Genomic DNA, 12,984 nt, shown 5'->3' with positions numbered 1-12,984 from the left:
CGGCCTCGTCGACGCGGACCGGCTGCACCGCGCCGCACAAACCCTGCTGCGGCGACACCCCAACCTACGCACCGCGTTCGTGCGCGACGGCGCCCGCGAACCCGTCCAAGTGGTGCCCCACACCGTCGAGGTCCCGTTCACCGAAATCGACCTCACCGAACACCACGACACCGCGGCCGCGCTCGAACAGATCATGACCGCCGACCGCCGATTCGACATGACCGCGGCACCGCTGCTGCGACTGACCCTGATCAACATCGCCCCCCAGCAGTACCGGCTGCTGTTGAGCATGCACCACATCCTGATCGACGGCTGGTCCACACCACTACTGGTTCGAGAGTTGCTGGTGCTCTACGCCACCGACGGCGACGCGAGCGCGCTGCCCTCGGTCCGTCCCTACCGCGACTACCTGACGTGGTTGAAAAGCCAGGACCAGGACGCGGCGGAAACCGCGTGGACGCGAGCACTCGATGGCATCAGCCAGCCGACGCTGCTGGCACCCGCCGACCGCGCCCGCCGCAACACCACCGCCCCGCGCGAGGTCCAGGTGCAGCTGAGCGAAAGCCACACCGCGGCGCTGGTCACGGCGGCCCAGCAACAGGAGACCACCCTCAACACCGTCGTACAGGCGGCCTGGGCGCTGGTGCTCGCCAACGCGACCGCCCGCGAAGACGTGGTCTTCGGCACGACGGTCTCCGGGCGTCCCGCACATATCTCCGGTATCGAGTCGATGGTCGGGCTGTTCGTCAACACCGTGCCCGTCCGGGTCCGGCTCGACCACCGCGAAAGCCTCGCCGAACTGCTGCGGCGGATCCAAACCGAACAGGTTGCCCTGCTCGACCATCACCACCTCGGACTGGCCCAAATACAACAGCTGGCCGGTTCCGGCGCGATGTTCGACACCGTGACCGTCTTCGAGTCCTACCCGGTCGACTCGGCCGGACTGTCCGAAGACACCGACATCGCCGGAATGCGGGTCCTCGACGTCCAGGGACGAGACGCCGCACACTATCCGCTCGGCCTGATCGTCCACCACGACACGCATTTGAAGTTGACCTTCAAATACCTGCCGGAGCTCTTCGGCCAACACCAGATCGACGCCCTCGCCGACCGGGTGCTGCGCGTGCTCGACACCATCGCCACGCATATCGACCTCCCCCTCACCCAACTGGAACTGCTCTCGCCGGTCGAGCGAGCCACGCTGGTGCCCGTTCGCGGTCGCCCTGGCGCGGAGAAGTCGGTATTGCCGGAGGTGTTGGCGGCCGCGACCGCGACAACGCCGGACACAGCAGCGCTGGTCTGGGCCGGGACGACGCTGTCTTACCGCGAGCTCGACGAAACCTCGAACCGGTGGGCGCGAGTACTGATCGCCGCGGGAGTAGGTCCGGAATCGGTGGTGGCCGTGGCCCTACCGCGCTCCATCGACGCCATGATCGCCGTATGGGCGGTCGCCAAGACCGGCGCGGCGTTCGTACAGGTCGATCTCATCCATCCGCACGACCGGATCACCGGCATTCTCGCCGATTCCGGCGCCGCCCTAGGGCTGACCTACGGAACCTACCGAGACCAGCTACCGAGCGAGATCAGCTGGCTCGACCTCGACGATCCCACCTTCGCCGCGACGACGGAGGCGGCGACGCCGAGCCCGATCGACGACCACGAGCGCACCACCACGCTGCGGCCCGAGCATCCGGCCTACCTGATCTACACCTCCGGTTCCACCGGTACTCCCAAGGGAGTCGTGGTCACCCATACCGGCGTAGCGAACCTGGCCGCCGAAACGCGGGAACGGTTCGGTGTCACACCGATGAGCCGCATACTTGCTGCCGCTTCGCCGAGCTTCGACGTCTCGATCCTCGAATGGCTCACGGCCGCTGCGGCCGGTGCAACTCTGGTCCTCGCCGCGACACCGGTGGCCGCTGGTGCCGAACTGGCCGAGGTGATCGACGCCGAACGCGTCACCCATGCCGCGCTCACCCCGACGGTGCTCGGATCGCTGCCCACCGATGGGCTCGACACTCTCCGGACGCTGATCCTCGGCGGCGAGACCTGCCCGCCCGACCTCGCCGCTCGATGGGCACCGGGCCACACGGTGATCAACACCTATGGCGCCACCGAGAACACGATCATGAGCTGCGCCGATGCTCCGCTGGCCGCGCATGCGGACGGTCCGATGACAATTGGTGGTCCGGTGCGCGGCTTCACCGCCGTGGTACTCGACCGCAGACTGCGTCCAGTCGCACCCGGCGTCCCCGGCGAGCTGTACCTGTCCGGACCGGGCCTCGCCCGTGGTTACCACCGGCAACCCGCAACGACCGCGGCCCGATTCGTCCCCGACCCCTACGGGCCGCCCGGGACACGCATGTATCGCACCGGCGATCTCGTCGCCTGGACCGCCGACCGCGCGCTGCGGTTCATCGGCCGCAGCGATCTGCAGTTGACGATGCACGGACATCGAATCGAACCCGGCGAAATCGAAACGGCGCTGCGTAGCCAGCGCGATATAGCTAATGCAGCGGTCACCGTGCATACCAGCCCCAACGGCGCCCGCCAGCTCGTCGGCTATGTCGTACCCGCCCCCGACGCCACACCAGATATCACCACATTGACCACTGAACTCGCGACCCGTCTGCCCACCCATATGATTCCTACCGCCATCATCACCCTCGACCGGATGCCGCGCACCGCAACCGGCAAACTCGACTACAAGGCGCTGCCGAGCCCCGACCTGCGTCACTCCCCCTACCGGCCGCCGTCGACCGAACTCGAGGCCACCGTATGCGACGCCTTCGCCGAGACCCTCGACATCGAGCGAGTCGGCGTCGACGACGGCTTCTTCTCCATCGGAGGCAACTCGTTGGCCGCCGCCCGATTGGTGGCGCGGCTGGTGGAGTCGACCGGTGCGACCGTGCCGGTTCAGTGGATCTTCACCGATCCGACTCCGGCTACGCTCGCTGGCCGCATCGACGCCCGACTGCGCGGCCTCGACGAACCGGACACCGGCGACGTACTCGCCGTCGTGCTCCCGCTGCGCGCCGCCGGTGCCGAGGCGCCGCTGTTCTGCGTCCATCCGGCCGTCGGATTGGCTTGGGGTTTCAGCGGACTCGTACAGCACATCGATCCCGACCGCCCCGTATACGGGCTGCAATCCCCGGCATTCAGCGATGCCACCGCGGAATTCGCGACGCTCGACGAACTCGCCGCCCGCTACGTCCGAGAGATCCGCGCCATCCAGCCGCACGGCCCGTACCACCTGCTCGGCTACTCGCTCGGCGGCACCATCGCGCACGCGATCGCGGCTCGACTCCGCCGCGACGGCGAGTCGGTCGCCACCCTGGCCATGATGGATACCCGCGTTGTCACCGCCCGTACCCCCCGCGTTTCCACCCCGGCGATCACGCAGATGCTTGCCGAGTTCGGCGGAATCGCGATGCCGACGGACGCCGACGACGTCAACGCCGAGGCCGTGGCCGAGTTGCTGCACCAGCAAGGCGGACTCTTCACCGCCGTCACCCCTGAGCATCTGGCGACCTTGCGCGACGACTACACCCGGCTCGTCGATCTCACCCGGCATCATCGGCCGACGCGGTTCGACGGTGATCTGATTTATTTCCGCGCCGCCGACGACACGGACGGCGGCCCCGATCCGGCCCTCGCATGGAACGACCTCATCACCGGCCGGATCACCGAACACCCCATTCCGGTCCGGCACGAACGGATGATCGAACCCGACTCGCTGCGCGCGATCGGATTCGTCCTCACCGAGCACTTCCGCTCTGCCAGCAGCAAGCAACCGGGGTCCATCACATCCGGAAGGACAGGCCGATCATGACCACCTCCCAAATCGTCGGGACCCGCTCCGGCGTCGAGCCAGTCAACCTTTTCGCTACCGATGAGGCGACCCGCAGCGCCCTACATCCCTGCGCCGCCGAATTACAGCGGTGGACGGTCGAATATCTGTGCCGACCGCACCCGGACCTCGGCCGAACCGGCGCGGTCTGTCCTTACACCAACCGTGCCGTCCGGAACCAGTTCATCTGGGCTGCCTTCGAAAGTCGTTCCATCGATGCCGACCGCATAGCCGCAATCATCGACGATCTGTACGACTTGTTCCCCGCCCTGCCACCGCAGGGCGAACCCGATGCCAAATCGAAGGCCGTCCTCGCGGTCTTCCCCAACCTCACCGAATACTCCGACATCGACGATATTCAACAGGACCAGAAGTCTCGGTTCGTCGAAAAGGGCCTGATGCTCGGTCAGTTCTATCCGGGGTGCACCGCCCCGGGGCTGCACAACCCGGACTTCCCCGCACTCGATGCGCCACTGCCCATGCTCGCCGTCCGCTACATGGCCCCCACCGACTTCCCATTCCTCAACACCCGCCACGAATGGATGGACTCCTACCTCAAACTCTTCGCCCCCACGATCCCGAAGTTCATCGCGTCCACCATGGCCGACAGACTTGTACAGGAACCCGAGGCATCGGACGGAGCTCCCTGAGGTTCACCGCGGCAACCAGGGCCGAACCGGAAACCTGGCCCCGAGTACGAGCAATGTGTGGATCTCGGGCTCGATATTTGTTGGTCAGGCGCGGCGGGCCAGCATCGCCAGCAGTAGTTCGGCACGTACGCGTGCGCTGTCGAGATCCACTCCGAGCAGGGTTTCGGCCGTGCTGATCCGCTTGCGCAGCGTATGTCGATGTACCCCGGTCGCGGTTGCGGCTGATTCCCACTGCCCGTTCGCTTCGAGGAACGCGCGCAGCGCGGTCATCAGGTCGGTGCCGTATACCCGGTCGTGGTCGGCTAGTGGACCGAGGACGGTATCGCCGATCGATGCGAGCGCTTGTCGGGTCGCGTCGAACGACAATAGGGACCGTCCGGCGAGCGGGGCGAATTCCGCAGGCGCAGTGCCACGTTCGGCGGCGGACGCGGCGAGGCGGGCATTGGCCAGCGCGGTGATCAGATCGTGCACCGGATGTGGGTCGCTGATTCCGGAGCGGGTGAGTTTGCTTGTCGCGGTATCGATCTCGATCCGGTGCGCGACGGTGCCCGGGGTGCCCGGCAGCACCACCATGACTTCCCGGTTCAGGCTCTGCATGAACAGTGGTTGCCCGGCCCGAATTATCGCCGCCGTAATGGCGGCTCGGACCGCCTCGGCCGCGGCCTCGGTATCGCAGTCCACAACGAGCACGCGGATGCGTCCCTGTGCGTCGGCAGCTTCTGCCAATTGCGCCCATGCCGGGCCTAGGTCGGTGTCACCGCTCAGCAGCAGTCCGAGTGCGTGGCTGTTGAGTAGGTTTTGCGCGGCTTGCAGTCGTGCCGGTTTCTCGAAATCCAGGGCCAGTAGCGAGTTGGCGTGGCCGAGCAGGATCTGATCAGTGGGCCCGAGTGCTGCGTGGCCGACCACTGCGAGGGTGCCGTACCTGGTCGGGCCGACACTGATGCGTTGGTGGGTGATCGTCGTCCCGGATGGAGCGGTCAGCACGCTGCTGGCCGCGCCCGGCGGCTCGGTGGCTATGGCCGCGCGCACCGTGCGTAACAGTTCGTCGTCCGGCGTGCCCGGATGCGCCGCGACGACATCGCCCGAAGGATCCAGCATCAATACGGTCGCGGTGAGCGAGGTGGCCAATTCGCGCACCACGGCCGGTGCGCCCGCCCGGACCAATGCGCGGGTCATCCGAGGTTGGGCGCGGGAGGCGCGCAGCAGGGCTATGTGCTGCAACTCCGCCAACCGCGCGGTTACCCGTTTGACGATTGCCGCGAACGGTGTCGGCAGTGGCACTTCGAATAGCGGAATGCCGATCTCGTCGGCGGCCGTGATCAGGTCGGGCGGGACTTCCTCATAGGTGAGGCCGGTGCCGAATCCGACTGCGGCGACACCGCATTCGTCGAGTCCGCGCAGATATGCCGCGCGCTGCTGTGGCTGGGGCGCCAGCCGTATCCCGGTGGTGAGCACGAGTTCGCGACCCGATAGCCAGGGAAATGGATGCTCGAGTTCGGTAGTGAGTACCAGATCGAGCTCGCGGTCCACGCCGGTCGCGCCGCCCACCAACAGCAGCGCGAGATCGGATTGGGATAGCACCCAGCTAACCGGAACAGACACTGCCAGAAGTGTACAGAATGTCGATTGCTCGCCGATTGCCTATCCAACTCGGCACAAACGCGGACCCGGTGAAACCGATTGATCTGCTCGAGAGCGCGCATCGACTCGACATCCTGCATCAGGACGTGAAACCGAGTACGACGGGCCAGCATTGACCGACTTCGGCGGAAACCATCCTGCTGACCGCACATGCTCGCTGTTCGCGCACTCGACGAAATGGCGCGTGACCGAACCAGGCTTGGCCGAAATGGCGATGGCTCATGACAGCGGCTCCACCGAGACTCGATATAGACCTCCGACCCCCGATGGGAGCCCTCCGATGATCGAGATCGAGCACCGCCTGGCCCAGCGGCGCAATATTGTGACCGCTCTGCCCGGGCCGCGGTCGTCGGCGCTGGCCGATCGTCGCAAGGCCGCGGTGGCCGCGGGCGTCGGGTCGTCGGTGCCGGTCTACGCCGCCGACGCCGATGGCGGTGTCATTGTCGACGTCGACGGCAATTCGCTGATCGACCTGGGTTCCGGCATCGCTGTCACCGGTGTGGGCGCCTCGCATCCGAAGGTCGCCGCGGCCGTTGCCGACCAGGCGGGTCGGTTCACCCATACCTGTTTCATGGTCACGCCGTATGAGGGCTATGTCCGGGTGGCGGAGGAGTTGGCCGCGCTGACGCCCGGCGACCACGAGAAGCGCACCGTGCTGTTCAACTCCGGTGCGGAGGCGGTGGAGAACGCGATCAAGGTGGCGCGGTTGGCGACCGGGAAGAGCGCGGTGGTCGCCTTCGACCACGCCTATCACGGGCGCACCAACTTGACCATGGCGCTGACCGCGAAATCCATGCCCTACAAGGCGAACTTCGGGCCGTTCGCACCGGAGATCTACCGGATGCCGAGCTCCTACCCGTACCGCGACGAGCCGGGGCTGACCGGGGCAGCGGCCGCGCGGCGGGCCATTTCGCGGATCGAGGCGCAACTGGGTGCCGATGCGGTGGCCGCGCTGATCATCGAGCCGATCCAGGGGGAGGGCGGGTTCATCGTGCCAGCGCCGGGATTCCTTCCGGCACTGGTGGATTGGGCTCGACGCAACAATGTCGTGTTCATCGCCGACGAAGTGCAGACCGGCTTCGCCCGCACCGGGTCGTGGTTCGCCAGCGAGCACGAGGGTGTGGTGCCCGACATCATCACCATGGCCAAGGGCATCGCGGGCGGTATGCCGCTGGCGGCCATCACCGGGCGGGCCGAACTGCTCGACGCGGTCCATCCCGGTGGGCTCGGCGGCACCTACGGCGGCAATCCGGTCGCCTGTGCCGCGGCGCTGGCCACCCTGGAGGTGATGCGCGAGCTGGACCTGCCTGCCAGGGCGCGGGAAATCGAGGCGATGGTGGTGCCCCAGCTGCGGGCGTTGGCCGAGCAGGTCGGCGTGATCGGTGAGGTGCGTGGTCGCGGCGCGATGCTGGCAGTCGAGATCGTGCGGCCCGGGACCTCGGTGCCCGATCCGGCGCTCACGAAAGCTATTGCTGCCGAGGCGCTTTCCGCCGGAGTAGTGCTGTTGACCTGCGGCACCCACGGCAATGTCATCCGCCTGCTGCCGCCACTGGTGATCGGTGCGGATCTGCTTGCCGACGGCATCGATGTGCTGACCGAGATTTTGCGTCGCAAGACCATTTCGAACTGATCGAGGAGAATCGACCATGCGTGATGTGGCCGCGCTCTTGGCTTCGCTGCCCACCGGGCTGTGGGTCGCGGGCGAACAAGTGCCTGCAACCGGGGGACGGACCTTCCCTGTGCACAATCCGGCGACGGGGGAGGTGCTCGTCGAGGTGGCCGATGCGTCGGCCGCCGACGGCGCCCTCGCGCTGGATGCGGCTGTTCGCGCGCAAAAGGATTGGGCGGCAACACCTTCGCGGGCGCGGGCGGAAATTCTGCGGCGCGCCTGGGAACTGGTGATCGAACGGCGCGACGACTTCGCGCTGCTGATGACCTTGGAGATGGGTAAGCCGCTCGCCGAGAGCTACGGTGAGGTCACCTACGGCGCGGAATTCCTGCGTTGGTTCGCCGAGGAAGCGGTCCGGGTCAACGGCCGCTATACGCACTCGCCGTCGGGCAACGGCCGCATCCTGGTCACCAAACAGCCGGTCGGCCCGACCCTGGCGATCACGCCGTGGAATTTCCCGCTGGCCATGGGCACGCGAAAGATCGCGCCCGCCTTCGCCGCCGGCTGCACCATGGTGGTCAAACCCGCCGTCGAAACCCCGCTGACCATGCTGCTGCTCGGCCAGGTCTGCACCGATGCCGGGCTACCTCCGGGTGTGCTGTCGATCCTGCCGACCTCGGCCGCAGCGCAGCTGACCGATCCGATGTTCGCCGACGAACGCCTGCGCAAGGTGACCTTCACCGGCTCCACCGGTGTCGGCAAACTCCTTCTCGCCCAAGCGGCTACGCGCGTTCTGCGTTCCTCCATGGAACTCGGTGGCAACGCCCCGTTCGTGGTGTTCGCCGACGCGGATCTCGATGCCGCGGTGGACGGGGCGATGGCAGCCAAGATGCGCAATACCGGCGAGGCGTGCACCGCCGCGAACCGCTTCCACGTCGACAACGCGGTACGCGAAGAGTTCACCGCCGCATTGACCGCCCGGATGCGCGCGTTGAAAGTCGGTCCAGGCCATCTCGACGGCACCGAGGTCGGACCACTCATCAGCGAAAAACAACGCGGCACAGTCATATCCCTGGTACAGGATGCAGTGGCCAAAGGCGCGGTCGTCACCACCGGCGGCGCGAGCCTGCCGGGCGAAGGCTACTTCTTCGAACCCACCGTGCTCGCCGACGTCCCCCCCGACGCGCGCATCCTGCGCGAGGAGGTATTCGGCCCGGTCGCCGCGATCACCGGCTTCGACGGCGAAGACGAGGGCATCGCACTTGCCAACAACACCGAGTTCGGCTTAGCCGCATACATTTACACCACGAACCTCGACCGAGCCTTCCGCGTCGCCGAGGCACTGGAATCCGGCATGGTCGGCATCAACCGAGGCATCATCTCCGACGTCGCCGCCCCCTTCGGCGGTGTGAAGGAATCCGGCCTCGGCCGCGAGGCAGGAACCGAAGGCATCGACGAATACCTCGAAACCAAATACCTCGCCCTCCAATAACCGGCCCGCCATCTGTCGAGGACAATCGACTGACCGATCGGCGGGATGGACCGGTACGAACCACGCGCTCGACCATCGTTTCCGCATCGAAGGCGGCTGCGGAGCTCGAGGAATGCGGCCATGGTCGCGGCGGGGCGGTTGCCGTCCACCGAGGTGGGCGGCCGATGGCGATGCCGGTCTGCGCGTGCCCACTCGACAACGCCGTAGCTGACAGCTTCTCTCAGCGGTTCGGGTTGAACGGTTCGGTGCCGAGGACCAGCGAGAGTCCCGAGATGCCGGAATGCGCTCGGGCGTAGGCAAGTTCGTGGCTCAGGTCACCGATATTGTTGACGATCGGCAAACTGATGCCCACAGTCGACAATGTGCCGAGGGCATAGCCGTTGCGGTCGAGGAAGGCGCTGCCGCTGTCGCCGGGTATCCCTGGTATGGGCGCGGTCACCGCGTGTGTCCAACCGGCGGTAGCGAGCCCGTCGGCATTGCTCTGGCCGGTCCGCGGCGACAGTTCGGCGAATCCGAGCTGCAGGCTGGGGTTGCCGTAACCGTAAACGTGGTCACCGATGCCGGTTCCGGTGGTGTTGATGCCGACGGGACCACCCCAGTACGGCACGCTCGGGTTGACCTTGTCGACATCCTCGGCGGCGACCTTCACCAACGCGAAATCGTTGTAGGCGCAGGTATTGTGGTCCTGCTCGCCGTCCCGCTGCATGGCCAGCCAGCTGCTGTAGACCAGTTGGCCGGTGCCGACGACGTCACCCGGGAGCATGAGCAGGCCGCCACGGTTGAAGGTTACCGCGGTGCCGAGGGGGAGACTGTCGGCGGTGCAGCCGTTGGGATCTTGCAGGTCGCCGATACCCGTACCCGCGCAGTGCGCAGCCTGACCGAGGTATACGTTGCCGACATTGTCGACGAAGGTGTAGTTCGCCGTGCACGGCCGCGCGCCCTGGGTGTTGGCCTGCACGCCGGGCGTTATGGTGGCGGACGCAGCCGACGCCCATCGGTGCCCCGACTTGTCTGCGGCAAGGGTGAATTGATCGGCACTACCGGCCCCCGGCTGTGCCGACGCAGTGCCGTATCCGGCAATGAGATGTGCGCCGGTGGCTGCGACGACGGCGGTCACCGTGACCGCGAGCACACGGTAGAGGGTGGATCGCTGCATGGGATATTTCCCTTTCGCTGTGCTGTTCGGCTGCTCTACTGCGGTGTGGCCTCGCGGTATGACGGCCATGCCGATGTCAGTAGCTGGCATTTTGCTGAACGTCAATGAGATTGCGGGAGCGCGGTCGACTGATAACAAGTTTCGGTGCATGCTGCGTGGACGCGAAATGGTGCCGGGCGGGCCGCGCAAGACCGATCAGGCGATGTGTGAGCGTACCTGGGGCAGGTCACCGAGATGGAGACCGGTGACCTGCCTTTTGGTGTCACGTGTGGGTGCCGCCGCGAATCCAGTCGGCCCAGGGGACGCTCCAGTCGCCGTTCTGCCCGATGTCGAGGGGGTCGCCGCCGGTGTTGCGGACCTCGACGACGTCCCCGGGGATGACGAAGTCGTAGAACCATGCGGCATCGTTGGGGGAGATGTTCAGGCAGCCGTGTGAGACGTTGGTGTTGCCTTGAGCCCACATGGTCGCGGCCAGTTCATGCACGAAGATGCCGTCATGGCTGATGCGGACCGCGTGGTTGATGCTCGTGCGGTAGCCGCCGGAGCTGGTCGGCAGGCCGTAGCTGGCGGAGTCCATGATCACCGGGTTGTTTCGGTCCAGCACGGTGTAGATGCCGGGGCGGGTCCAGAACGACAGGTATCTGCCACCGACGACCGCGGTGCCGCCCTTGCCCATCGATGTGGGCATGGTGCGCACCAGGTTTCCGTTTTCGAAGACCTGGATCTGTTTGGTGTCGTCGTCGGCGATCGCGACGTGCGCGGGGCCGATGATCACCGACACCTGTTGGTTGCGCAGGCCGTAGCGGCCCTCGCCGAGCGCGAGTCCGAAGAGTTCGGACTCGATCGTGATCCGGGTTCCAGGCGCGTAATAGTGCTCCGGCCGCCAGTGTGCATTCTGATCGTCGAGCCAGTACCAGGCACCGGTGACGGCGGGCTCGGTGGTGACCTTCAGGTGGGTTTCCGCGGCCGCTCGGTCGACGGGTTCGTCGAAATGTGCGACGAGCACGAAACCCACTCCGTAGGTGTCGTTTTCGGCCAGGTCGACGAGATTGGCCGAGCGCAGGGAGACGTCGATGAGCTGTTGCGGCTGTACCGTGGTGCAGGTTGTCGTCGCGGTGACGTCGCCGGTTTCGCCCTGCGCCACGGCTTTCGCGGTGTAGGTGTGTCCGTAGCCGAGTGGTTCGGCGCTGGTCCAGGTTCGATGATCGGGTGCCGGTGTGCCCGGCAGTGATCTGCCCGTTTCGTCGATCCATTCGACCGACCGCAGCGTCCCGTCGGTGACGGTGACCGTGCCGAGGGTGCGCGCATCGACGTCGTGAGTGCCGGGTGGGGGATCGAATCGGAGTGTGGCGGGTTTGGGGGGCGCGGGTTCCAGCCCGCATCCGGCCAGGGCGAGGCCACCCGCACCGGCGAAGCCGATCAGTAGCCGACGACGTCCCAATGCCACCACGTATCTCCCTTCGCTGGGTGCAGCAGGGCCGACCTCTGTCCGCCAGCATGTGGTAGCTACGCGCTTGCTGGGGCAACAATGAGCGGAATCTCCACCGATCCGTCGCACAACCGACACCGTTCCGCGATCGATCCGCGTATTCGGGAAAGACACGTATGGGTGGTCTGCAAGACCTGGACGGTCTACGGTCCGCGCGCGCGAATTGTCAGCTGCAAACCGGCTCAGGGCCGCACGACGGTGACCAGGCTGATCAATGACTGCTCGGCGGCCGGAGTGTGGCCGAGGTCGCGGATGTAGTCGTTGAGGTAGACGTGCTCACCGGTCCAACCGCGGTCGATGAACCACGCGGTGGCCTCACCGCGGGGGCCGTTGTAGATCAACCGCACCCAGTCCGAGCCCGCGTCGTCCTGTTCGGCCATCGCGGCGGCGGCCTCCGCGGGCAGCGGATCCATCTGCTCGATCGCGACCCGGCTGCCGGGCGCACTGAGCGAGACGATGGCGGCGAACAGCTGGTCCTGTGCAGTCGGCGACAGATAGATCAGCAGGCCCTCGACCAGCCATGCGGTCGGCAGGGCAGGATCGAAGCCACTGTCGCGCAATGCTTTCGGCCAGTCCTCACGCAGGTCCACCGGCACCTCATGGCGATCGGCGATCGGCTGGCGCCCGGCCTGCGCGAGAGTTTTGTGTTTGAACTCCAGCACCTGCAGTCGGTCCAGTTCGTAGACGACGGTGCCGTCGGGCCACGGCAGCCGATACGCGCGGGCGTCCAGGCCGGCCGCGAGGATAACTACCTGCCGGATGCCGACGGCCGCGGCCGCGCGGAGGTAATCGTCGAAGTACCGGGTGCGGGCGATCTGATGCTGCTGGAACTGAATGCCGAATTCGGGGGTCAGCAGCGGGTGGTCGGGCACTCGTCCGTCGAGCAGGTCGGCCCATTCGCCACCTGCCGCCCGCACGAAGAGCTCGGCGAACGGGTCTTCCGCCGACGCATCGGCCGCTCGGCCACCCAGCGCGCGAGCCGCCGCGACGAACAACGCGGTAGATCCCACACTGGTATTGATGTCCCAGGAATCTCCATTAGTGCGCATGCTCGCCAACGTACCGATTGTGGCGAGATCGGTCATTCCAGCGCGCCA

The 12,984-nt window shown here is 66.5% G+C and carries 8 protein-coding genes; 4 read left to right on the top strand and 4 right to left on the bottom strand.

All coding sequences use genetic code 11. The annotated features are described in order from the left end of the window. Together ACWEO2_RS04950 and ACWEO2_RS04945 are read left to right on the top strand one after the other, a co-directional pair. A partial coding sequence (locus tag ACWEO2_RS04950; protein ID WP_452404137.1) for an amino acid adenylation domain-containing protein occupies positions 1-3,832 on the top strand: 3,832 nt, incomplete at its 5' end. Then, positions 3,829-4,500: a DUF6875 domain-containing protein gene (locus tag ACWEO2_RS04945; RefSeq protein WP_354961607.1), complete on the top strand. Its 672-nt coding sequence runs from the start codon at positions 3,829-3,831 to the stop codon at positions 4,498-4,500. The genes ACWEO2_RS04950 and ACWEO2_RS04945, both read left to right, overlap by 4 nt. 84 nt (positions 4,501-4,584) lie before the next feature. Here ACWEO2_RS04945 and ACWEO2_RS04940 read toward each other — a convergent pair whose 3' ends face one another. Next, positions 4,585-6,102 (bottom strand): PucR family transcriptional regulator, encoded by a 1,518-nt coding sequence (locus ACWEO2_RS04940; RefSeq protein ID WP_452404136.1) that lies wholly within the window; start codon positions 6,100-6,102, stop codon positions 4,585-4,587. A 319-nt stretch (positions 6,103-6,421) separates the two neighbouring features. On the opposite strand from ACWEO2_RS04940, the gene gabT reads away from it, so the two are divergent. Both gabT and ACWEO2_RS04930 read left to right on the top strand, forming a co-directional pair. Continuing rightward, positions 6,422-7,771: a 4-aminobutyrate--2-oxoglutarate transaminase gene (gene gabT, locus ACWEO2_RS04935; protein WP_452404135.1), complete on the top strand. Its 1,350-nt coding sequence runs from the start codon at positions 6,422-6,424 to the stop codon at positions 7,769-7,771. A gap of 16 nt (positions 7,772-7,787) precedes the next feature. After that, positions 7,788-9,242 (top strand): NAD-dependent succinate-semialdehyde dehydrogenase, encoded by a 1,455-nt coding sequence (locus ACWEO2_RS04930; protein WP_452404134.1) that lies wholly within the window; start codon positions 7,788-7,790, stop codon positions 9,240-9,242. A gap of 220 nt (positions 9,243-9,462) precedes the next feature. Here ACWEO2_RS04930 and ACWEO2_RS04925 read toward each other — a convergent pair whose 3' ends face one another. From ACWEO2_RS04925 to ACWEO2_RS04915, 3 genes are all read right to left on the bottom strand, one after another. Beyond that, positions 9,463-10,398, bottom strand: a complete 936-nt coding sequence (locus ACWEO2_RS04925) for a hypothetical protein (RefSeq protein WP_452404133.1) — start codon at positions 10,396-10,398, stop codon at positions 9,463-9,465. A 262-nt stretch (positions 10,399-10,660) separates the two neighbouring features. Beyond that, positions 10,661-11,845, bottom strand: a complete 1,185-nt coding sequence (locus tag ACWEO2_RS04920) for an Ig-like domain-containing protein (protein ID WP_452404132.1) — start codon at positions 11,843-11,845, stop codon at positions 10,661-10,663. Between the two features lie 224 nt (positions 11,846-12,069). Then, positions 12,070-12,936: an SAM-dependent methyltransferase gene (locus tag ACWEO2_RS04915; RefSeq protein ID WP_452404131.1), complete on the bottom strand. Its 867-nt coding sequence runs from the start codon at positions 12,934-12,936 to the stop codon at positions 12,070-12,072. Positions 12,937-12,984: the final 48 nt, after the last annotated feature.

The organism is Nocardia sp. NPDC004278 (genome assembly GCF_053602975.1).
This window is presented reverse-complemented; position numbering and strand designations above follow the sequence as displayed.

What these genes read in the sequence shown, in the direction of transcription:
- ACWEO2_RS04945 (WP_354961607.1), top strand. Translation starts at nt 3,829, where the DNA reads ATGACCACCTCCCAAATCGTCGGGACCCGCTCCGGCGTCGAGCCAGTC.
- ACWEO2_RS04930 (WP_452404134.1), top strand. Translation starts at nt 7,788, where the DNA reads ATGCGTGATGTGGCCGCGCTCTTGGCTTCGCTGCCCACCGGGCTGTGG.
- gabT (WP_452404135.1), top strand. Translation starts at nt 6,422, where the DNA reads ATGATCGAGATCGAGCACCGCCTGGCCCAGCGGCGCAATATTGTGACC.
- ACWEO2_RS04915 (WP_452404131.1), bottom strand. Translation starts at nt 12,936, where the DNA reads ATGCGCACTAATGGAGATTCCTGGGACATCAATACCAGTGTGGGATCT.
- ACWEO2_RS04925 (WP_452404133.1), bottom strand. Translation starts at nt 10,398, where the DNA reads ATGCAGCGATCCACCCTCTACCGTGTGCTCGCGGTCACGGTGACCGCC.